We start from the raw sequence: 20,151 nt of genomic DNA, 5'->3' as shown, positions 1-20,151 counted from the left end.
GTAGCAAGGTTGGAGGATGGAAGGAAGCTTATTCGATGCCGTATTGGTTCATCTTCTTGCGTAGGGTGCTGCGGCTCAGCCCCAAGACCTGGGCGGCACGGCTTTGGTTATGGCCGCAATGTTCCAGCACGGTTTCGATCAAGGGCTTTTCGACCTCGCTGATGACCATGGCGTAGAGTCCGGTCGCGGCGTGGCCATCCAGCCCGGCGAAATAATGGCGCAGGGCCAAACGCACCTGTTCGCTCAAGATCGGGGCGGTCCCCGGCCCAGGCGGGATGGCCGCGTCCGGCGCGGGCGGGATGTTTGCGGGGTCCACCGTCATGCGGCCACTCCTGCCCGGTGCGGGTCGAACAAGGTATCGATCAGGGCGAGTTGCCGGGCGGCGCTATCCAGGCCGTTGAACAAGGCCAGGAAACCCGGCGGGCACGGTAGGTATCGGAGATACCAAGCGACATGCTTGCGGGCGATCCGCAAGCCCCGATATTCGCCATGCAGGGCGTAGAGCTCCCGTAGGTGTTCCACCATCACCGCATGAACCTCGGCGGGAACGGGCGCATCCACCGGACGCAACCCATCGAGGCGGGCCGCGATGGCCCGGAACAGCCAGGGACGGCCCAAAGCGGCCCGGCCTATCATGATGGCGTCGGCCCCGGTCTCGGCCAGGACGGCGGCGGCTTTGTCGGGGCTGTCGATATCGCCGTTGGCGATGACCGGAATGCCCACCGACTGCTTGACCTGCCGGATCGTTCGGTATTCGGCCTCCCCGGCGAAGGCGCAGGCGCGGGTGCGCCCATGCACGGCGATGGCCTGGATGCCCGAATCCTGGGCGATCCGGGCGATGGCCGGGGCGTTGCGGTGTTCGGGGTGCCAACCGGTACGTATCTTCAGGGTCACGGGCACGGCCACCGCGCCGACCACCGCCTCCAGGATGCGCCCGACCAGGGTTTCGTCCTGGAGCAGGGCGGAACCGGCGGCTTTGTTGCAGACCTTCTTGGCGGGACAACCCATATTGATGTCGATGATCTGGGCACCACGGTCCACGTTGATACGGGCGGCTTCGGCCATTGCCGCCGGGTCGTTGCCCAGGATTTGCACCGAATAGGGTCCGGGTTCGCCGACATGGTCGGTGCGGAGCAAAGTCCTAGGGTCGTCGCGCAACGCGGGATTGGCCGAGACCATCTCGGACACGGCCAACGCGGCCCCGTAGCGCCGACACAGACGGCGGAACGGCCTATCGGTGACCCCAGCCATCGGGGCCAGGATCAAGCGGTTGGAAAGTCGGTAAGGGCCGATGTGCATTGGGGTTCGGGAGGGTCGGGCAGGGGCGGGAAGTCTAGCCGGAACCGGCGGGGGAAGCCAAGAGTCCAACCGCAATCTCCCGGTCCGGCAGCGGCGGTTCGCTCATGAAGGATAGCAGTTCCCCCGCGCCAAACGGGCGATTTGCCTATCGTGGCGACGGCCCAGCAGCGCGACCGCCAGCACCGCCCCCAATAGCGCAGCGGCCATATCCGATTGGGCATCCCAGGCATCGCCCTGGATCGCCAGGAAAGCCTCGGCCCGTCCGCCCAAGACCCAAGCCACGCCCCATTCCACCAACTCATAGGCGGCGGAAAGCGCCAAGCACAGCGCGGGGACCAGATAATCCAGCCCCGCCCGCCACGTCCACACCCCGCCCCGGATCAACAACTCGCGGAACGCGAGGGCGGGCGCGAAACCCTGGAAGAAATGGGCCAGCTTGTCGAAATCATTGCGCCCCCCGCCCAGCGCGTCGAAACCCGGCACCCGCGCGAAAGAATAATGCGCCCCGAGCAGGATCAAACCGCACAGGATCAACAGCGCGGCATAGGCCAACGGGGTCAACGGGAACCGGCGGCGCGTGGCCCGGAGCGCCAGGAAGATCGCCAGCGCGGGCGGGACTTCCAAGCACCATGTCACCAGATCGTAAGGCGCGATGGCGGAACCGGCGCAGGCGGCGAGGAAAACGGGGGTCCAGTAAGCGGGCATGGCATCCCCGGTTCGGATGGGACGGGGAACCCGCGCCGACCCGGATGGGGAACAGCGCGGACAGGGGCTTAACCGCCCAGCACGCCGCCGTAGGGCTTGAAGGATTCGCCGATATGGTGGGCGCAGGCGAGGAACTGGTAGACCTTGCCCTCGATGGTGCGCTGTATCCGCTCCAGGCCGCTGGTATTACGGCATTGGGTGCCTTTCAGCGTGCTGGCTTGGCATTGCTTGGCCCCGGCGGCAAGATCGACCCAGTCGCTGGCGGCGGGCGTTTCGGCGGCGACCGCCGCTTCGGGTTCCGCCACCGCCTCCGGTGCTTCGGCGGGGACCGGGGCGGCTTCCGCCGCTGCGGGAGCCGGAGCGCTGGACGCAGCCAGATTGGCCAGATATTGCTCCACGCGGGTTTTCTTGACGACCACCGGTATTTCCGGCAAGCCCAGACCGCCTAGATAATTCGCGACCCCGGTCTTGCCACCCGCCCTGGCCCGGTAGGCGGCGGCGGCGGCGCGGTCTGCCTCGGTCTCGCCGGAAACCGCCGTTTCGACGGCCAGATTCGCCAAATACCGTTGCACCCCGGTGCCCTGCGCCGGGCTGGGATTCTCGGCCAGGGCCGCCACATACCTGCCGACACCGGTATCGAACTCCACGACCACTGGCCCCTGGGCCGCCGCTTCCTCCGCGGCCAACTGGGCCAGATATTTCGCGACGCCGGTAAGCTGGGCGGCTTCGGGCTGGGCCTCAGCCGCCACCGGGGCCGGGGCGGGCGGCACGCCGGGCGAGCCGCCAAACAAGCCACGAATCGAGCCTAGCACTTGACCAATGATATTCGCCATGAATCATACCTTTATGTTCTTAGGTTGAAAGAAATCCAGCCCCCGCGGAGGAACCGCAACCGCTATTTTATACACTATCTACAGAGCGGAGCGCAGCGCCCTGAATCCAGACCCGCCCGGTTCCTAACCCGGCGCGGCCCAGGCGCGGGAAATTTCCCGCAATAGCTCGATGAGCTTGCCGATCAAGGGACCACGGGCCGTGGTCTTGCGCCAGACCAGGCCGATCAACCGCCGCGGTTGCGGCTCGGCGAACGGCAGGTAGCGGATGCCGGTATGGTCCTCCCGCGCCGCCGTCCACGGCATCAAGGTGATGCCGGTCCCGGCCCGCACCATCATCCGCAGGGTTTCCAGGCTGGTGGCGCGGAAATCCACCTCCTCATGGCCACCATGGCGATAGCACAGGTTCAAAGCCTGGTCGCGCAGGCAATGGCCCTCGTCCAGCAGCAGCAACCGCAAATCGGCCAAATCCCGCAAATCGACCCGCTCTCGCGCCGCCAGCGGATGCTCCGGCGACACCGCCAACAAAAAGGGATCGTCGAACAAGCGCATCGACACCAGGGCCGGATCGTTCACCGGCAAGGCCAACAGCGCCGCATCGCAACGCCCGGCGCGCAATTGCTCGACCAGGGCATCGGTCTTCTCCTCGATCAACAGCAGTTTCAGCTTGGGCAAGGCTTGGACGATGGCGGGCACCGCCGCCGGGAACACGTAGCTGGCCAAGGTGGGGAATCCGCCCAGCCGGAACGTCCCGGCGTAGGGGTCGCGGGTCCCGGCGGCGATCTCCTCCATCGCTTCGACCTCGGCCAAGACCCGCCGGGCCACGGCGATGATGCGCCCACCCGCCTCGGTGGTGCGCACCGAACGGTTATTGCGCTCGAACAGCGCCACCCCAAGTTCGTCCTCCAATTTCTTGAGCTGGGTGCTGAGGGTCGGCTGGCTGACGCAGCAACGCTCGGCCGCCAAGCTGAAATGGTTCAGGTCGGCGACCGCCACCAGATATTTCAGGTCGCGGAGGTTCATGGGAGGCCATCGGGCGGAGGAAGGGAGCGCCGGGCCATTCTAGCCCAGGGAACATAGCCATGCTCAATGATTAGCATAAGAACAAACGATTTTATGGATGCCCCAGGTTCCGCCACAATGCGCCGCCTTCCCCCAGCGCGATCCAAGGAGAAACCCATGACCCCCGTCGAAATCGGCTTGACCCTGATGCTGCTCGCCACCGCCGGCGGCTCGGTGGCCTATTGCGCCCACCACGCCAAGCGGCTGGCGCAAATGGAACCCCAGGGCACCGAACCCAGGCTGCCCCTGCGCCTCGAAGGCCACTAACGCCCCGGCGCACCCCAAAGGCTGGAGCGCAAGCAAGGCCAAACACCGATCATGCGCCCGGCTGCCAATACCCCAGGTGGTAGCCGACCGCCAGGATCAAGGTCAGCGCCAACAACCCCATCCAGAACACCACGGTCATCCCCACCAAACTCAGGGTATAGGGCCGGGATTCGTCGAGCTTTTCCAGGCGCAGTTCCCAGCCCAGCTTGGGGTGGACGCCGAACACCTCCTCGACCTTGGTCAGATAATTCCCCGCCCGCTTCAAGTGCAGCCACAGCATCAAGGTCCGCATCCCGCCCAGCAAGGTGATGGCGAACGGCAGGGCGAAATAATGCGGATCGACCTGGGCCGGCGCGATATAGCCGAAGGCCAGCAGCAGGATATTGAGCAAGATGACGGTATGCTCCAAGCGCCATTTTTCCTGGGTGGCGCTGAGGATTTCATCCTGGAGCTTGCCGAATTCGATCAGCAGGAAATCGGCTTCGCGGTCCTTGAGATAATCGGTGCGTTCGCCATCCCTGTCGCCGCCATACGGCGCGGACCGCTGCCCCGGTGGTCTTGGCTGTAGCATCTTGGAACCCCTCGCGCCCTGGCGCGGATGGATGGCTGGCCGGACTGGTTCGAACCCGCCCGCGAACCGGCGGGCGGTCCCTCCGAGTATAGCGCCGCCGGACCGATCATCCGGTTTTGCGCCGCGCCACCACCATGCCGTCGCGGGTGGGATTGACGAAGGCGTCGAAACCGGGATCGGTGAAGATCAGGCGGTTATGCTCGCGGATGGCCTCGGTCCAGCCGGGCACCGCATCGGGCAGGCATTCCCGCGCCACCCGGCCATGCCATAGCACGTTGTCGGCGATATAGCACCCGCCGGGCCGCACCCGCTCGCGGGCCATGCGCCAGATATCGGGATAATCGCACTTGTCGGCGTCGTTGTAGCAGATATCGAATTCCCCACCGACCGAGCGGAACACGCCCTGGGCCTGCCCGATGCGGAATTCCACCCGCTCCCACAGCCCCGCCTCCTTGAGGAAATGCTTGGCCAAAGGCAGGTTGGCGGGATCGCTGTCGGCGCAGACCACCCGGCCTTCCGGTCCCACCGCCGTGGCGAACCAATGGGTCGAGTAGCCGAAGCCGCTGCCGAACTCGAACACCCGGCGGGCACCGATGGCGAGCGCGAGGGTCTTGAGGAACACCCCGCACAAGCGTCCCACGATGGGGAAGCTCTGGCGGACGGCAAGGCTTTCCATCCCGATCAGGGTCGGGGTGTCGGTGGGTTGGGCGAGATCGGCGAGATAGGCCTCGATCTCCCGGTGGACGGGAGCGATCAAGGCCGGTCGCGAAGGGATTTGGGGGGTGTCGTCCATGGGAACCTCCTGTTTGACCATGAAGCTGACGAGGACTTGAAGATACCACGATCCGGGCCTTGGACCCGGCCACGGGGCAGACAACAACCTATTGCCGACGGACTCCGGCGTCCCTGCCGAAATCCAGGCATGGAGGAAAATCAAGCCTTCCGGTAAATCTCCGCCCCCGCCTTCACGAACTCCCCGGCCTTCTCTTCCATTCCCGCCGCCAAGGCCTCGGCCTCGTCCACGCCATGGGTCTTGGCGTATTCGCGCACGTCCTGGGTGATCTTCATCGAGCAGAAATGCGGCCCGCACATCGAGCAGAAATGCGCCAGCTTCGCGCCTTCCTGCGGCAGGGTCTCGTCGTGGAATTCGACCGCCTTCTCCGGGTCGAGGCTCAGGTTGAATTGGTCGGCCCAGCGGAACTCAAAGCGGGCTTTCGACAGCGCGTTGTCGCGGGACTGCGCCCCCGGATGGCCCTTGCCCAGGTCGGCGGCGTGGGCGGCGATCTTGTAGGCCACGATGCCGTCGCGCACGTCCTGCTTGTTGGGGAGGCCGAGATGCTCCTTGGGCGTCACGTAACACAGCATCGCGGTGCCGAACCAGCCGATCATAGCCGCGCCGATGGCGGAAGTGATGTGGTCGTAGCCGGGCGCGATATCCGTGGTCAGCGGGCCGAGGGTGTAGAACGGCGCTTCGTGGCACAACTCAAGCTGCTTATCCATGTTCTCCTTGATCATGTGCATCGGCACATGGCCCGGCCCTTCGATCATGACTTGGACATCGTGCTTCCAGGCGATCTCGGTGAGTTCGCCCAGGGTCTTGAGTTCGGCGAACTGGGCCTCGTCGTTGGCGTCGGCGATGGAGCCGGGCCGCAGGCCATCGCCCAGGCTGAAGCTCACGTCATACGCCTTCATGATTTCGCAGATGTCCTCGAAATGGGTGTAGAGGAAGCTTTCCTTATGATGCGCCAAACACCATTTCGCCATGATGGAACCGCCGCGGCTGACGATGCCGGTGACGCGCTTGGCGGTCAGCGGGATGAACGGCAAACGGATACCGGCGTGAATGGTGAAGTAATCGACGCCCTGCTCGGCCTGCTCGATCAAGGTATCGCGGAAGATTTCCCAGGTCAGTTCCTCGGCCTTGCCATTGACCTTTTCCAGCGCCTGGTAGATCGGCACCGTGCCGATGGGCACCGGGGAATTGCGGATGATCCATTCGCGGGTTTCGTGGATATTCTTGCCGGTGGAAAGGTCCATCACGGTATCGCCGCCCCAGCGGATCGACCACAGCATCTTTTCGACTTCCTCCTCGATGGAGGAAGTCACGGCGGAATTACCCAGGTTGCAATTGATCTTCACCAGGAAATTGCGCCCGATAATCATCGGCTCGGATTCCGGGTGGTTGATATTGGCGGGAATGATGGCCCGGCCCCGCGCCACCTCGTCGCGCACGAATTCGGGCGTGATGAGCTTGGGGGTGGCCGCGCCGAAAGCTTCCCCTGGGTGCTGGAACCGGTACATTTCGGCCAAAGCTTCCAGCTTTTGGTTCTCGCGGATGGCGATGAATTCCATTTCCGGGGTGACGATGCCCCGCCGGGCATAGTGCATCTGGGTCACGTTGGCCCCCGGCTTGGCCCGGCGCGGCGGCTGGATATGCTCGAAGCGGAGTCCGGCCAGCGCTTGATCCGACTGGCGCTGGCGGCCATAGGCGGAACTCGGCCCGGACAATGCCTCGGTATCGCCGCGCTCGGCGATCCAGCCCGCCCGCAGCGCCGGGAGCCCCTGCCGCAGGTCGATTTGGACCTCCGGGTCGGTATAGGGACCGGAGGTGTCGTAGACATGCAGCGGCGGATTCTGTTCCGCGCCGAAGCCGGTGGGCGTGTCGGACTGGACGATCTTGCGCATGGGCACGCGGACATCCGGGCGGCTGCCCTGGACGTAGACCTTTTCCGAGGCGGCGAAGGGCTGGATGGAGGCGCGTTTGGCGGCGACGGCCAGATGCGGAAGTTCGTGTGCGAGAGCGTTCATCGCGGGCATTCTCCTGGATCGAGGGACGGGGGACGCAGGAGAAGCGGTCGGGGACGGGCTGGCGGGGACTGGCAACCCCGGCCCTGTGACTGGCTTCCCTACGCCGGTATTAGCCGGTTCAGGTTCGAAGGGTGTGTCTCAGCCCCGCCCGGTACACGGCGGAGCACCCCTAGCCTTACGGGTATCGGCTAAGCTAAAACATGGGGGGCGATTTGGCAAGGCGGAGGAATCGCCATGCCAAGGCGGCCAGGGCCCTCCGGGCCGGGACCACGGCCTCCATGGCAACGGAGATACAGAGCGATACATCACACCGCCACTATCGGTTTACCCTGGCGGGAAACTATACTACCCTGCCGCCCGCAACAGCCACTTCCCCACGGAATCCAATAAAATCAATGAGTAAATCCGCGGAGTAACTCCGGTCAACGCCCGGCCCAGGCTACATACGGATACAACCGCGCCCATCCTCACCTATCGTTTCGTCAGAGGCTGAGACCACCGTGCCATCCACGCATACGCCGCCAGGACGGCGTCCATCGCCCGCGGGGGCCATGCCGCCATGACCGGGCGCGAGCGGCGGACCCGACCGAAATTCCAATTGGGCTGGCTCCCCTTGCTGACCGCCCTGGGCGGGGCGCTATTCAGCCTGTCGCCGCTGCGGGGACCGCTGGAAGAAGGCATCGGGCTGGGACTCCTGTACGCGCTGCGCGGTCCCGCCAGTCCACCGGGCGAGGTCGCCATCCTCGGCATCGACCACGAATCCGCCCAGCGCCTGCAAGCCCCCGACGACCCCCATAATTGGCCGCGCCACCTGCACGCCAATATCCTCCGCAACGCCCAGCGCGGCCAGGCCGAATTGCTGGCTTTCAATATCTTCTTCGCCAATGCCTCCGCCGATCCGGGGGCCGACCGGACCATGGCCGAAGCCATGCGCGACCTGGGCCGGACGGTGCTGACCGATTATGTCAAGCCGCGCCAATTGCGCTCGGGGCTGTATGTCGAATCCTTGGTGGAACCCACCCCCGAACTGGCCGACGCGGCGCTCGCCACCGCGCCCTTCCTGCTGCCCCGCGATACCCTCAGCGCGTCCAGCGCCTTCCTCACCTTCTTCGGCGACGAGGAGCGGCGGGCCACCTTGCCCACGCTGTTGATGCTGGCCTATATCCAACGCACCCATTGCGCCGAACTGGGCGCTTGGCTCGGGTCCGCCGATCCCGAACTGGCCCGGATCGCCGCCCAAGCCCCGCCCTGCCAAACCCGCCCCAAGGAATTCGAGCCCACCCTCCGCCTGCTGATCGAACAGTTCCGCGCCCGCCCCGAACTCGGGACCGACCTGGAACAAGCCCTGCTGAACAGCCGCTTCCCCGCCGCCACCCGGCGCTTGCTGCGGTCCTGGGCCGGGGTGCTGGCGGGCGGGGAGGTGCGTTATTTCAATCATTACGGTCCTTCGCATAGCTTCCCCATCCTGTCCTACCAGGATTGGGTGGGCGACCCGCCGGAATCCACCCTGGCCACGCTGGCGGGCAAGATCGTCCTGGTGGGCTATCTGGAGGATTTCCAGCCGGAATCCACCGAGGGGCTGTTCTACACGCCGTTCTCGGCCATCAGCTCGGTGGAACTGGCGGCAACCGCGCTGGCGAACCTATTGGAGGACAAATGGGTGCGCCCGGCCTTCTCCCCGGTCGGCGAGGGCTTGTGGCTGCTGCTGTGGGGTGGGGTTTTGGGTTTGTGCGCGATGCGGCGGAGCGCGGCGCAGGGGTTCGCGCTGATCCTGGGACTGGGCGGGCTGTATCTCGCCGCCGCCAGCACCTTGTTCGGGCTGCGGGGGGATTGGCTACCGCTGGTCGCGCCGCTGGGATTGCAATTGCCCATCGCGCTATTGACCTGGGGTTGGCTCAACTATGTGCGCCGGGCCGAGCGCGAACGCACCATGCAATCGGTGATCCACCGCTTCATCCCGGTGGATGTGTTCAGCCAACTGAGCCGCCACGAGGACAGCGCGACCCTGCCCAATTATGGCCGCATGGCCCAGGGCATCTGCCTCGCCACCGACGCCGGGCGCTACACCGCCCTGGCCGAAACCCTGGAACCCATGGCCCTGGCCCGGCTGATGAACGCCTATTACGCCGCCTTGTTCGAGCCAGTCACCCGCCATGGCGGCTGGGTGTCGGACGTGGTGGGCGATGCCATGCTGGCGATCTGGATCGCCCGCGACGACGACCCCGGCGCGGTAGAAGCCCGCGCCAACGCCCTGGCCGCCGCCAGCGAAATCCGCCGCGCCGTGCGCCGCTTCGAGAAAAACCACGAACTGGTGTTCCCGGTCCGCCTTGGCATCCATTACGGCGAACTGCGCATCGGCTATGTCGGCACCGCCGAACGCGGCGAAATCCGTGCCGTCGGCGACACGGTGAACATCGCCGCCCGTTTGGAAGGGCTGAACAAGCTGCTGGGCACCCACAGCCTGGTGTCGGAGCGGACCCTGGAGGATTTGCCGGACGCGGGCACCCGGTCCCTGGGCGCGTTCCTGTTGGCTGGGAAATCCAAGCCGATCTCGGTGGCGGAATTGATTACCGACCCGGAGTCCGGCCCCTGTCCCGAATTGCGCCAGCGTTTCGCCGATGCGCTGGCTTTATTCAACGAAGATCGTTGGCAGGAAGCCCATGCGGCATTCACCCTGTTGAATCTACAATTCCCCGACGATGGACCGACGCGCTTTTATTACAAGACCTGCCAGGGTTATCTAGCGGAACCGCCCCAAGCAAGCGATACTCCCGGCATCGCGGTCGAGAAACCTCCACCGGCGGAATTGTTCAATCAAAAGAAATAAGCAGGACTCTCAACATGGCCCGTATCCTCCCACCGGCCCGGCGGCACCGCCCGGCCAAACCCGACGGCCCGGCCCCACGCCGGGCTACGCCTTTGTTCTGGCTGGTCTTGGCCTGGACGTTCGCGCCCTGGGCCGAGGCCCAGACCTGCCCAAACTGGGCGGCGCGGCTGGCCTCCGCCGAGGGCCAGGTCGAGGCCCATACCGACACCGGACATTGGCAGCCGGTGGTGGTGGACCAGCGTTTCTGCGCCGGTGACAAAATCCGCACCCAGGCCCAAAGCCGCGCCTCCCTGCAACTCGCCAACCAGACCTATATGACCCTGGACCAGCGCAGCACCCTGGTTTTCCGCACGGTCGAGGCCGAGAAACCATCCTGGGTGGAATTGATCGCGGGCACGCTGTTCGCCCGCAGCCGCACGCCCCGGCAGTTGGATATCCACAGCCATTTCATCAACGCCGCCATCCGGGGCACCGAGTTCCTGGTCAGCGCCGGGCCGGACCGGGGCGAGGTGATGGTGATCGAAGGCGAGGTGGAAGCGTCCAACCCGCAGGGCAAGGTGACGGTCAAGGATGGCCAGAGCGCCGTCGCCCGCGCCGGGCACGCGCCCGAGTTTGGCCTGGTCGCCCATCCCGAGGACGCGGTGGAGTGGGCGTTGTATTTCCCGCCCTTGTTGGACACCGCCAGCCTGGCGCACACCCGCCAGCCCGCCCTGGCCGAGGCGGCGCGGAGTTATGCCGAGGGCCGGGTCGCCGACGCCCTGGCCCGGTTGCAGCAAATCCCGCCCGCCCAGCGCGACGCCGACACCACCGCCGCCCTGGCCGGTGTGTTGCTGAGCGTCGGGCGGGTGGACGAGGCCGAGCCGCTGTTGTCCACGCCCAGGGGCAAGCCGGTACCGGCCAGTTTCACCGCGTTGCGTTCGGTCATCGCCCTGGCCCGCAACCACAAGGCCGAGGCGCTCAAGCTGGCCGACACCGCCCTGGCCGCCGACGCCCAATCCACCTATGGCTGGTTGGCGCGGTCCTATGCCTTGCAAGCCGGGTTCGACCTGGAAGCCGCCCTGGCCGCCGCCGACCGCGCCGCCGCGACCAGTCCCGACAACGCCTTGGTGCAGTCGCGCCGGGCCACGCTGTTGGCTTCGCTGGACCGCTGGACCGAGGCCCAGGCCGCGGCGGAACTCGCCACCCGCCTGGACGGGGGGCAATCCCGGCCCTGGGTGGTGCGCGGTTTCGCGGAATTGCGGCGCGGCGATCTGGACGCGGGGAAGTCCAGCTTCGAGGAAGCCGCCCGCTTGAATCCCGCCGATCCCATGGCGCGGCTGGGGCGGGGTTTGGCGCTGATCCGGGAGGGCGATTTGGCGGAGGGCACGGCGGATATGGAAATCGCCGCCAGTCTCGATCCCGGCGATTCCTTGATCCGCAGCTATCTGGGCAAGGCGTATTACGAGCAGAAGCGCGGCAAGGTGGCGGAGAAGCAATTCGAGTTGGCCGAGCGCTTCGACCCGAACGATCCGACGCCTTGGTATTACAACGCGATCATGAAGCAGACGGTGAACCGTCCGGTGGAGGCGCTGCACGATTTGCAGCGGTCGATGCAGTTGAACGGCAACCGGGCGGTGTACCGTTCCAAGCTGGCCTTGGACGAGGATTTGGCGGCGCGGGGCGCGGCCCTGGGGCGGATTTACGGGCAACTGGGGTTCCAGCCCCGCGCCTGGATCGAAGGTTGGAAGGCCTTGGAGGACGACCCCACCGACTACACTTCGCATCGGCTGTTGTCGGACAGCTATTTCGCCCTGCCGCGCAGCGATATCGCGCGGGTCAGCGAGTTGCTGCAATCGCAGTTGTTGCAGCCGATCAATATCACGCCGGTGCAGCCTTTGTTGGCGGAAAGCTCGGTGTTCCTGCTGGGGGGTTTGGGTCCGGCGGACCTTTCGCTACAGGAGTTCAACCCGCTGTTCCAGCGCAACCGTTTCAGCCTGTTGGCGTCGGGGATGGTGGGCAGCAACGACACCTATAGCGACGAGGTGGTGCATACCGGGTTGTGGGACGATTTTTCCTATAGCCTGGGGCAGTTCCATTACCAGACCGAAGGCTTTAGGCCCAACAACAATATCAATTCCAACCTCTACAACGCCTTCGTCCAGGGGCGGGTGACGCCTTGGCTGAATTTGCAGGCGGAGTATCGGCATCAGGAGGTGGACCGGGGGGATTTGGATTCGCGCTTCGCGCCGGATGCGTTCCAGCAACTTGTCATCGACAACTATGGGCAAGCTTCCGAAACCGATACTTACCGCTTCGGCCTGCACGCCAATCCTTCCGAGCATGGCGATTTCCTGGCGTCCTATATTCATCTGGACCGGACAGCCACTGACCGACTGTTGATCGACCGCAGCCTTGATGCACGCTATCAATATCATGGCGATACCGGCGAGGCGCAATACATCCAGCGCTATGAAAATGTGAAAGCTATCCTGGGTGGCGGTTACTATCAACTCGACTCTTCTGTCTCCACCGGCCTCACCAATAGCACTTCGCAAGGCAATGGCTATCTCTATACCCATGTCCGCTATCCCCAACAAATGAACTGGACGCTGGGACTCAGCGTCGATGCCCTGGACAATGGATCGGCACCGACCACTACCCAAGTTAATCCGAAATTCGGCCTGTTGTGGAACATCTCGCCCGATACCGTGCTACGCATGGCGGCATTCCGCACCATGAAACGCAATCTGCTAACCAGCCAAACCCTGGAACCCACCCAGATTGCCGGCTTCAACCAATTCTTCGACGACCCCAACGGAACCGACGCTACCCGTTGGGGACTGGGACTGGATCAGCGTTTCAATCTCGATGTTTTGGGCGGCGTGGAATTCTCCCGACGGGAACTCGCCGTACCAAGAGGCGTTGACGAAGTAAATTGGCGGGAAACCCAATATCGAGCTTATCTCCTGTGGACCCCGCATCCCCGCTGGACCACAAGTCTTGAATATTTCCGTGAACAATTCGACAATTCTAGCGGCTTCGGTGCATTGAATACCCGCACCCAAACCCTGCCCTTGACCCTATCGTATTTCGATCCTTCTGGGTTCTATACGAATTTCAAGGCTAGTTATTTCCACCAGGACGTGGACTTGCCGGGGGGCTGGCAAAGCGAGGATGTGCCATTTCTGGACCTAGGACTGGGCTATCGTTTACCCAACCGCTGGGGCTTGGCCGAAATCCAGTTCCAAAACCTCTTGGACCGCAACTACCACTACGAGGGATTGCAGGACCGTAGGCCACCGCAAGTCGGCGGCATCCCGGCGTTCCTGCCTTTCCCGCCCGAGTTCACCGTGTTCGCCCGCTTCACGCTGGCGCTCTGAACCAAGCGGGGCCAAGGTCGGCGATCAATACAGCAGGGTCGCGGTGAAACCGCCACTCTCACAACGATAATCACACGACCTAGGAGAACAACAACATGCGTAACCGAATTCTCCCTTTCGGCTTGATCCCAGCCTTGCTGGGATCGGTCCTGATGTTCGCCACCGCCGAACTCCCGGCCCAGGAAACCGCGGTCACTACACCTGAAACTACCACATCCGAATCCACTACAACTCAAACCGTCACCGATTCAATCAGCACCACCACTAAAGCTCCCTCGACAGATGCGACTGCTGGTGCTTGCAGCAAATCATGCATGGACGCTTCTGGAAATCTCCAAACCTGCAAAATCGTGAACAGCATCCCCAAGTACACCTGCGCCAATCCGACCACTATTTGCTCGGGTGCCTGCTTTTAAGCCCCGCCCCCCAATAAAACCCGCCCACCATGGCGGGTTTTTTATCGCCCGCCAACCACCGGATGCCACTGTCGCCAACCTGGGATACAATCGCCACGCTTCCACCCTCCGCCGGGGAAGCGCCACCCACGCTCCGATCCCCCACCACGACAGGAGAACACCCATGTTGACCCGCGCTTTACGCCATGGCCTCGTTTCCGCGCTACTTGGTGCCACGCTGGCGCTAGCCACCCTTTCCGCCCAGACGGCGGAACCGCAAGCCACGACCGCAACGCAGTCGGCGGACGCCACAACCCCGGAAGGCCAACCGCAGAGCCTTGGCCGCGCTGCTGGTACACAATTGAAGATCAATCAGGAAGCGGAAGCCGCCGCCGCTTGCACAAAACGTTGCGCAGATGCTTCGGGAAACCTCAAAAGCTGTAAAATTGTAAATAGCATACCGATGTATACCTGCACCAGCCCCAACAACATTTGCTCAGGTGCCTGCTTTTAAGCCCCATCCCACAATAAAACCCGCCCACCGTGGCGGGTTTTTTATCGCCCGCCAACCACCGGATGCCACTGTCGCCAACCCGGTGTCTACCGGGCTTCGCTAATCGGGGCTTGTACGTGGGCCGCACCGGACTCCGTGTATACTTCACACCCCAACCTACAGCCTGGGAAGGCCCGCCATGAATTACCGCGACATCATCACCATCGAGGCCGACAAACGGGGCGGCAAACCCTGCATCCGTGGTTTGCGGATCACCGTATACGATGTGCTGGACTATCTGGCTTCCGGCATGACCCCGCAGGAAATCATCGACGAATTCGATTACCTCACCCTCGACGATATCCATGCCTGCCTGAGCTATGCCGCCGACCGCGAACGGAAACAACTGGTCGTCAACGCATGAAGTTGTTGTTCGACGAAAATCTATCGCCCCGCTTGGTGCCGAGGCTCGCCGATGTTTTCCCGGACTCGGCCCATGTGGATCGTATCGGCCTCGGCAGCGAACCCGACCCTGTCATTTGGGAATATGCCAAAACCCATGGCTACATCCTGGTCAGCAAGGATTCCGATTTCCACGAAAGAAGTTTGATTTTCGGCGCTCCACCCAAAGTAGTGTGGATTCGGCGCGGAAATTGTTCGGTGCGTCAAATAGAGTTGATGCTGCGTAACAAACACGCCGAAATAGAACGGCTTGCCATCGACGATGGCCTGACTTATTCGGTGATTCTGTAAGCCGAGAACATCACGGTGGGCCGGGGAATACCGACCCACCCTACGGGACGCCGCGCAATCGCGCCCCAACCTCAGGCAGCGAACACCACCCGCACCCGCAAGCCCCCGCCCGCCCCGTTCTCCAAACCCACCCGCGCCCCATGCCGGTCGGCGATGGTCTTGACGATGGACAAGCCCAGCCCGGTGCCCGGCTCGTGGGTCGCCTCCCCCCGGTAGAAACGGTCGAACACCCGCGCCCGGTCCGCTTCGGGAATGCCGGGTCCGGTATCGCGCACCTCCAAGAGGGGTTGCCCCCCCGCCCGCCACACCGACAAATCCACCCGCCCGCCCTCCGGGGTATAGCGCAAGCCGTTCTCGACCAGGTTCGCCACCAACACCCGCAAGGCGGCGGGATCGCCCTGCACCTTCAAACCATCGTCGGTGGCGACCACGCCCAGATCGATATGCTTGGCCTCCGCCAAGGGCAGATGCTCCGCCACCACCTGCCGCGCCAGTTCGCCCAGCAACACCGGCTCGAACGGCCTGGCCGCGAGGTCCGGGTCTTGGCGGGCCAGGGTCAGGAGTTGCTGCACCGCCCGCCCCGCCCGCCCCACCCCGGCCTTGAGATCGTCCAGCGCGGCGCGGCGGTCCTCCTCGGTCTCGGCCCGCTCGACCAATTGCGCCTGGAGTTGCAAGGCGGCGATGGGCGTGCGCAGTTCGTGGGCGGCGTCGGCGATGAAGGCTTGTTGCGCCGCCAAGGCATCGCCCAGCCGCACCAGCAAATCGTTGAGCGAACGCACCAAGGGCCGGGCTTCCTGCGGGGCTTGGGCCTCGGGCAAGGGGTCCAGCGCCTTGGGCGTGCGGGTGGCGACGGCGCGGGCCAGCCGGTTCAACGGCTCCAAACCCCGGCTCACCAACACCCAAATCGCCACGCTCAACACCGGCAACAACAACAGCAAGGGCAACAACACCCGCAACGCCGCTTCCAATGCCATGTGGTTGCGCACCCGCATCGGTTGGGCCACCTGGATCACCTGGCTGCGCGAACGGATGGCGAACACCCGCCACGCGCCCTCGCGGGTCTCTACCGTGGCGTAGCCGCCAGCCATGAAGCCGGGCAATTCCACATGCGGCTGCGAGTAATACAAGCGCACCCCGGTCGCGTCCCACACCTGGATGACGAAATCGAATTCCTCCTCGTCGGCGTCCACCGGCGGCATCCACACCGCGCCGAAGGCCGGGTTGCGCAGCGATAGGGCGATTTGGCGCAAGTGATAATCGAACAAAGCCCCCGCCTCCTCGCGGGCCGTGAAATAGATCGCCGAAGCCCCCAGCAGCAAGGCGCTGGTGATCACGCCCAACAAGGTGGCGATGAGTTTGCGGCGGATCGACTTCATGGCTGGTTCGGCAACAAATAGCCCACGCCGCGCACGTTCCGCACCCAATCCGGCCCCAGCTTGCGGCGCAGGGCGTGGATATAGACTTCCACCGCATTGCTCTCGATTTCCTCGCCCCAACCGTAGATGCGGTCCTCCAATTGCTTCCGCGACAAGGGCACCCCAGGCCGTTCCAACAAGGCGCTGAGCAAGGCGAATTCGCGGGCCGAAAGCGCGATGGGCTGGCCGTCCAGGCTCACTTCGTGGCTGACCGGATTCACCCGCAAAGCGCCATGCTCGATCACCGGCTCGGCGCGTCCATCCCTCCGGCGCAGCAAGGCCCGGATGCGGGCGGTGAGTTCGTCCAGGTCGAAGGGCTTGACCAGATAATCATCGGCCCCGCCGTCCAAGCCCTTGACCCGGTCGGCCACGGCGTCGCGGGCGGTGAGGATCAAGACCGGGAGGGTGTTCTTCTTGGCCCTGAGGCCCGCCAGCACCTCCAGGCCGCTCTTGCGCGGCAGGCCCAAATCCAGCAACAGCAAATCGTACACATCGTTGCCCAGGGCCAGTTCGGCGGCGATGCCGTCCCGCACCCAGTCCACCGCGTAGGCTTCTTTCTTGAGTCCGATCTGGACGCTCTTGCCGATCATGGGATCGTCTTCGGCCAATAACAGGCGCATGGCGGGATTCCTCTTGATGTTGTCATGGCGGATGTAGGACGTTTTCACGTTATTCGTAGGCTGCCGCCAGCATTGTGGAGTCCAAAGCTCGCTTTGGAGGATGGAAATATCCAAAGCAAGCGTTGAACCCCAGCCGCGCCGGGAAGCAACGGCCAGCGGAAACCGGGGATTTTAAGCGGGGATCAACGGGAAGGCGGCGGCGGCTGGACTTCCACCGGGTCGGTGGGCGCGGTATCGGGCGGGGGCGGCGGCGGATAATTGCTTTGGCGGTCCTCGTACAGGAGATGGCCGGGCACGGGCACGCGATGGCCCTTGGCATACATGCATTGGATATAGCCGATATCGTAGCGCTCCTGGGCATCGTCCCCGGCGGCCTGGGCCGTGCCGGTCCCGGCCAGGGTGCCCGTCGCCAGCCCCACGCCGGAACCGACCGCCGCCCCCTGTCCGCCGCCGATGGCCGCGCCCGCGGCGGCCCCCACCGCCGTACCTATCACCGCCGCCCCGACGCCGCTCGCCAACGCGGCCTGGGCTGCGGTCTTGCCGCCGGTCTGGAACAAGGCGAATTGGCGGCACTGGTAATCGTCGCCCCGGAATTGCTCGAAACCCTTGCCCGTGCCCGGCAGCACCAAGACGCTGGGACCGCTGGGCGGGGTGGCGCAGGCATTCAACAAGAGGGCGGCGATACCGGGCAGGAAGCGGAACGACGGGTTCATGGTGGCTCCATCGGGTTGGGATTGGGGGCGGGGTTCGTGGCGGCGGGTTCCGGGATGGCCTTGCGCCAACCGGAAGGGCAATCGCGGATATAAGGATAACTTCCACGCGGATCGGCGCAGCGGTACCAATAACCCGGCGCCTGCCCCGTGGGCGCGGGCGCGACCGCCTGCCAACCCGCTGGGCAATCTTTGACATAGGGCGCATAGCCCGGCGGGTCCGGGCAGTAATACCATGGGCGCGGGCCGGCGCTCCCGGCATCGCCGCGCTCGATATAGACCGGCGGCTCGGCGGGCACCGTGACTATCGCCGGGGGACCGGCGTAATAGGGATAATAATACGGCCAGCCCCAGCCCGGCCCGAAGTAAAACCCGAAGCTGGAATAACCACGGAACGGATGACCGCCATAATAGCCATGGCCCCCATAGCCGCCACCGCGATATCCACCGCCCCAGTGTCCCCCGCCATCATGACCGCCACCCCAATGTCCTCCGCCGCCATGGCCTCCACCACCGCCGCGGGCCCAGGCGGTTCCGCCCAGGCTCCACGCCAGGGCCAGTATCCCGATCAACTTGACCACTCGCATCGCCCTCCCATCCCGTGGCGGACCCGGCCATACGCCGCGGCCCACCGCCCATGATTATTGGACCGCGTGGCCCCCGCCCGGTTGCCGTGGGTCCATCCGCCGCGCTGGCCTTGCTGGCGCTCGTCGCCTGCTCCGGCTGCACCCTGCTCCAAACCACGCTGACCCTGCCCGAGCGGGCCATTTCCCGCATCCTGCCGCACAAGGACGGCGGCACCGCCGATCCGGTGGAACTGCAACAGCAATTGATGCGCTTCTCCGACGACTTCCTGGCCTCGATGCTGAGCGCCAGCGAGTCGCTGCGACGCAACGGGCAGAAGCTCGATCCCATCGAATTGCGCACCCTGCAATTGCAATATACCGACAACATCCAGGCCGTCGCCACCGGCCAGAACGCCTTCGCCGACCTGTTGGACATGGCCGCCCTGGTCGCCCTGACCCGCATGACGGTGGAAACCCATTGGATACCCGGCGAATACCACGAGTCGGCCCGGCCCCTGCTCAACGCCTGCCGCGAAGGCGAAAAGCAAATCTGGCAAATCGCCGCGGGCGTCCTGGCCCCCGAACAACTCGCCGAACTCCACAAGGCCATCGCCGCCTGGCACCGCGACAACCCGACGCCGGAAGCCTTCCGCACGGTACGCGCCCTGGGATTTTCCAGCATGATCGCCAAAGCCAGCCGCCCCACCGACGCATCGCGCTTCCCCAGCGTGTTCAGGTTGCTCGATATCGATCCATTGTCGGGACTCGACCCCGCCACCCGCGAGTTGGCCCAAACCCGGCTGTTCGCCGAACGGGCCTTGTTCCTGGCCCAGCGGCTACCGAACCTGGTGCGCCAGCAAACCGAACTGCTGGCCCTGCAAACGGCGGGCTTGCCGGAACTGCGGGAAGCCATCGCCGCCTCGACCCGGCTCGCGGCCGCCGCCGACCGCTTCAGCCAAACCACCGAGCGCCTGCCCGAGGTCGTCGGCCACGAACGGGCGCAAATCCTCGCCGCCCTGGCTGACCAGCAACGCGGCCTCACTGCCCTGGCTTCCACAACCCGGCAGGCGTTCACGGCGGGAACGCGCATGGCCGCCACCACCGACCAAACTTTGCGGACCTTCGGCACGGTGGCCGCCCAACTGACCGCCGATACCGGCCCGCCCCGGCCCGATGCGGAACCCTTCCACATCGCCGACTACACGGCAGCGGCGGCGCGGATCGAACAGGCAGCGGAACGCCTGACCGGCTTGCTCGACGCCTTCGGCCACAGCACCGACCCGGCCCGGTTCGAGCGGCTGGCGGCGGGTTTCGACCGCCTGGGCGCAAAGGCCCGCACCGAAGCCCAAGCGGTGGTGGATTATGCCTTCCAAAAAGCGCTGTGCTTGATCGCGATCCTGTGCGGCGCGGTCCTGGCGACGGCCCTGGCGTACCGCTGGGCGGCGGAACGCCTACGCCGTCCGTCCTAGGA

At 64.9% G+C, this 20,151-nt stretch carries 20 protein-coding genes and 1 riboswitch; of the genes, 8 read left to right on the top strand and 12 right to left on the bottom strand.

What is annotated here, in order from left to right; translation table 11 throughout:
* Nucleotides 1–28: 28 nt before the first annotated feature.
* The 5 genes from B9N93_RS01595 to B9N93_RS01575 form a co-directional block, all read right to left on the bottom strand.
* Nucleotides 29–322 (bottom strand): helix-turn-helix domain-containing protein, encoded by a 294-nt coding sequence (locus B9N93_RS01595; protein ID WP_085210284.1) that lies wholly within the window; start codon nucleotides 320–322, stop codon nucleotides 29–31.
* Nucleotides 319–1,299: a tRNA dihydrouridine synthase DusB gene (gene dusB, locus B9N93_RS01590; RefSeq protein WP_085210282.1), complete on the bottom strand. Its 981-nt coding sequence runs from the start codon at nucleotides 1,297–1,299 to the stop codon at nucleotides 319–321. The genes B9N93_RS01595 and dusB overlap by 4 nt, the downstream gene beginning before the upstream one ends.
* A gap of 102 nt (nucleotides 1,300–1,401) precedes the next feature.
* Nucleotides 1,402–2,004 (bottom strand): DUF2238 domain-containing protein, encoded by a 603-nt coding sequence (locus tag B9N93_RS01585; protein ID WP_085210280.1) that lies wholly within the window; start codon nucleotides 2,002–2,004, stop codon nucleotides 1,402–1,404.
* 68 nt (nucleotides 2,005–2,072) lie between these two features.
* Nucleotides 2,073–2,837 (bottom strand): hypothetical protein, encoded by a 765-nt coding sequence (locus tag B9N93_RS01580; protein WP_125468789.1) that lies wholly within the window; start codon nucleotides 2,835–2,837, stop codon nucleotides 2,073–2,075.
* Nucleotides 2,838–2,960: 123 nt separating this feature from the next.
* Nucleotides 2,961–3,857, bottom strand: coding sequence for a LysR substrate-binding domain-containing protein (locus B9N93_RS01575; RefSeq protein ID WP_085210277.1), 897 nt, complete (start codon nucleotides 3,855–3,857; stop codon nucleotides 2,961–2,963).
* Between the two features lie 156 nt (nucleotides 3,858–4,013).
* On the opposite strand from B9N93_RS01575, the gene B9N93_RS25270 reads away from it, so the two are divergent.
* Nucleotides 4,014–4,163 (top strand): hypothetical protein, encoded by a 150-nt coding sequence (locus B9N93_RS25270; protein WP_176225087.1) that lies wholly within the window; start codon nucleotides 4,014–4,016, stop codon nucleotides 4,161–4,163.
* 49 nt (nucleotides 4,164–4,212) lie between these two features.
* Here B9N93_RS25270 and B9N93_RS01570 read toward each other — a convergent pair whose 3' ends face one another.
* From B9N93_RS01570 to thiC, 3 genes are all read right to left on the bottom strand, one after another.
* On the bottom strand, nucleotides 4,213–4,734 hold the full coding sequence (locus B9N93_RS01570) for a hypothetical protein (protein WP_085210275.1): 522 nt from the start codon (nucleotides 4,732–4,734) through the stop codon (nucleotides 4,213–4,215).
* Nucleotides 4,735–4,840: 106 nt separating this feature from the next.
* Nucleotides 4,841–5,527 carry an O-methyltransferase gene (locus B9N93_RS01565; protein WP_085210273.1) on the bottom strand — a complete coding sequence of 229 codons (687 nt, stop codon included), beginning with the start codon at nucleotides 5,525–5,527 and terminating at the stop codon, nucleotides 4,841–4,843.
* 140 nt (nucleotides 5,528–5,667) lie between these two features.
* Nucleotides 5,668–7,542 (bottom strand): phosphomethylpyrimidine synthase ThiC, encoded by a 1,875-nt coding sequence (gene thiC, locus B9N93_RS01560; protein WP_085210271.1) that lies wholly within the window; start codon nucleotides 7,540–7,542, stop codon nucleotides 5,668–5,670.
* A 78-nt stretch (nucleotides 7,543–7,620) separates the two neighbouring features.
* A riboswitch (TPP riboswitch) is annotated at nucleotides 7,621–7,723 on the bottom strand.
* Nucleotides 7,724–8,101: 378 nt separating this feature from the next.
* Here thiC and B9N93_RS01555 point away from each other — a divergent pair.
* The 6 genes from B9N93_RS01555 to B9N93_RS01540 all read left to right on the top strand — a co-directional run bounded on the left by B9N93_RS01555 (nucleotide 8,102) and on the right by B9N93_RS01540 (nucleotide 15,369).
* Entirely contained in the window at nucleotides 8,102–10,369 is a 2,268-nt protein-coding gene (locus B9N93_RS01555) for a CHASE2 domain-containing protein (RefSeq protein WP_085210269.1), read from the top strand.
* A gap of 14 nt (nucleotides 10,370–10,383) precedes the next feature.
* Nucleotides 10,384–13,728 (top strand): FecR domain-containing protein, encoded by a 3,345-nt coding sequence (locus tag B9N93_RS01550; protein WP_085210267.1) that lies wholly within the window; start codon nucleotides 10,384–10,386, stop codon nucleotides 13,726–13,728.
* 95 nt (nucleotides 13,729–13,823) lie between these two features.
* Nucleotides 13,824–14,144 carry a hypothetical protein gene (locus tag B9N93_RS25210; RefSeq protein WP_139826508.1) on the top strand — a complete coding sequence of 107 codons (321 nt, stop codon included), beginning with the start codon at nucleotides 13,824–13,826 and terminating at the stop codon, nucleotides 14,142–14,144.
* Nucleotides 14,145–14,307: 163 nt separating this feature from the next.
* Nucleotides 14,308–14,637: a hypothetical protein gene (locus B9N93_RS24365; RefSeq protein WP_125468788.1), complete on the top strand. Its 330-nt coding sequence runs from the start codon at nucleotides 14,308–14,310 to the stop codon at nucleotides 14,635–14,637.
* Between the two features lie 178 nt (nucleotides 14,638–14,815).
* A complete protein-coding gene (locus B9N93_RS01545) occupies nucleotides 14,816–15,040 on the top strand; it encodes a DUF433 domain-containing protein (RefSeq protein ID WP_085210265.1) in 225 nt (74 codons plus the stop codon).
* Nucleotides 15,037–15,369, top strand: a complete 333-nt coding sequence (locus B9N93_RS01540; RefSeq protein ID WP_085210263.1) for a DUF5615 family PIN-like protein — start codon at nucleotides 15,037–15,039, stop codon at nucleotides 15,367–15,369. Before B9N93_RS01545 ends, B9N93_RS01540 begins: the two co-directional genes overlap by 4 nt.
* Nucleotides 15,370–15,440: 71 nt before the next feature.
* On the opposite strand, the gene B9N93_RS01535 is transcribed toward B9N93_RS01540, so the two are convergent.
* The 4 genes from B9N93_RS01535 to B9N93_RS01520 form a co-directional block, all read right to left on the bottom strand.
* The gene (locus B9N93_RS01535) at nucleotides 15,441–16,745 is read right to left on the bottom strand and encodes an ATP-binding protein (RefSeq protein ID WP_085210261.1); all 1,305 of its coding nucleotides are present in this window, start codon (nucleotides 16,743–16,745) and stop codon (nucleotides 15,441–15,443) included.
* Nucleotides 16,742–17,452, bottom strand: a complete 711-nt coding sequence (locus B9N93_RS01530; protein WP_439897111.1) for a response regulator — start codon at nucleotides 17,450–17,452, stop codon at nucleotides 16,742–16,744. The genes B9N93_RS01535 and B9N93_RS01530 overlap by 4 nt, the downstream gene beginning before the upstream one ends.
* A gap of 134 nt (nucleotides 17,453–17,586) precedes the next feature.
* On the bottom strand, nucleotides 17,587–18,117 hold the full coding sequence (locus B9N93_RS01525) for a hypothetical protein (RefSeq protein ID WP_085210257.1): 531 nt from the start codon (nucleotides 18,115–18,117) through the stop codon (nucleotides 17,587–17,589).
* A complete protein-coding gene (locus tag B9N93_RS01520) occupies nucleotides 18,114–18,701 on the bottom strand; it encodes a hypothetical protein (protein ID WP_176225086.1) in 588 nt (195 codons plus the stop codon). Before B9N93_RS01520 ends, B9N93_RS01525 begins: the two co-directional genes overlap by 4 nt.
* A gap of 86 nt (nucleotides 18,702–18,787) precedes the next feature.
* Between B9N93_RS01520 and B9N93_RS01515 the strand changes: the two genes are divergently transcribed.
* A complete protein-coding gene (locus tag B9N93_RS01515; protein ID WP_085210255.1) occupies nucleotides 18,788–20,149 on the top strand; it encodes a hypothetical protein in 1,362 nt (453 codons plus the stop codon).
* Nucleotides 20,150–20,151: the final 2 nt, after the last annotated feature.

The sequence above is a fragment of the Methylomagnum ishizawai genome (genome assembly GCF_900155475.1).
In the GTDB taxonomy this organism is placed as follows: Bacteria; Pseudomonadota; Gammaproteobacteria; order Methylococcales; family Methylococcaceae; genus Methylomagnum; species Methylomagnum ishizawai_A.
The sequence above is the reverse complement of the archived record's forward strand: the minus strand, read 5'-3'. Positions and strand labels throughout refer to the sequence as shown.

What these genes read in the sequence shown, in the direction of transcription:
- B9N93_RS01595 (WP_085210284.1), bottom strand. Translation starts at nt 322, where the DNA reads ATGACGGTGGACCCCGCAAACATCCCGCCCGCGCCGGACGCGGCCATC.
- dusB (WP_085210282.1), bottom strand. Translation starts at nt 1,299, where the DNA reads ATGCACATCGGCCCTTACCGACTTTCCAACCGCTTGATCCTGGCCCCG.
- B9N93_RS01585 (WP_085210280.1), bottom strand. Translation starts at nt 2,004, where the DNA reads ATGCCCGCTTACTGGACCCCCGTTTTCCTCGCCGCCTGCGCCGGTTCC.
- B9N93_RS01580 (WP_125468789.1), bottom strand. Translation starts at nt 2,837, where the DNA reads ATGGCGAATATCATTGGTCAAGTGCTAGGCTCGATTCGTGGCTTGTTT.
- B9N93_RS01575 (WP_085210277.1), bottom strand. Translation starts at nt 3,857, where the DNA reads ATGAACCTCCGCGACCTGAAATATCTGGTGGCGGTCGCCGACCTGAAC.
- B9N93_RS25270 (WP_176225087.1), top strand. Translation starts at nt 4,014, where the DNA reads ATGACCCCCGTCGAAATCGGCTTGACCCTGATGCTGCTCGCCACCGCC.
- B9N93_RS01570 (WP_085210275.1), bottom strand. Translation starts at nt 4,734, where the DNA reads ATGCTACAGCCAAGACCACCGGGGCAGCGGTCCGCGCCGTATGGCGGC.
- B9N93_RS01565 (WP_085210273.1), bottom strand. Translation starts at nt 5,527, where the DNA reads ATGGACGACACCCCCCAAATCCCTTCGCGACCGGCCTTGATCGCTCCC.
- thiC (WP_085210271.1), bottom strand. Translation starts at nt 7,542, where the DNA reads ATGAACGCTCTCGCACACGAACTTCCGCATCTGGCCGTCGCCGCCAAA.
- B9N93_RS01555 (WP_085210269.1), top strand. Translation starts at nt 8,102, where the DNA reads ATGACCGGGCGCGAGCGGCGGACCCGACCGAAATTCCAATTGGGCTGG.
- B9N93_RS01550 (WP_085210267.1), top strand. Translation starts at nt 10,384, where the DNA reads ATGGCCCGTATCCTCCCACCGGCCCGGCGGCACCGCCCGGCCAAACCC.
- B9N93_RS25210 (WP_139826508.1), top strand. Translation starts at nt 13,824, where the DNA reads ATGCGTAACCGAATTCTCCCTTTCGGCTTGATCCCAGCCTTGCTGGGA.
- B9N93_RS24365 (WP_125468788.1), top strand. Translation starts at nt 14,308, where the DNA reads ATGTTGACCCGCGCTTTACGCCATGGCCTCGTTTCCGCGCTACTTGGT.
- B9N93_RS01545 (WP_085210265.1), top strand. Translation starts at nt 14,816, where the DNA reads ATGAATTACCGCGACATCATCACCATCGAGGCCGACAAACGGGGCGGC.
- B9N93_RS01540 (WP_085210263.1), top strand. Translation starts at nt 15,037, where the DNA reads ATGAAGTTGTTGTTCGACGAAAATCTATCGCCCCGCTTGGTGCCGAGG.
- B9N93_RS01535 (WP_085210261.1), bottom strand. Translation starts at nt 16,745, where the DNA reads ATGAAGTCGATCCGCCGCAAACTCATCGCCACCTTGTTGGGCGTGATC.
- B9N93_RS01525 (WP_085210257.1), bottom strand. Translation starts at nt 18,117, where the DNA reads ATGAACCCGTCGTTCCGCTTCCTGCCCGGTATCGCCGCCCTCTTGTTG.
- B9N93_RS01520 (WP_176225086.1), bottom strand. Translation starts at nt 18,701, where the DNA reads ATGCGAGTGGTCAAGTTGATCGGGATACTGGCCCTGGCGTGGAGCCTG.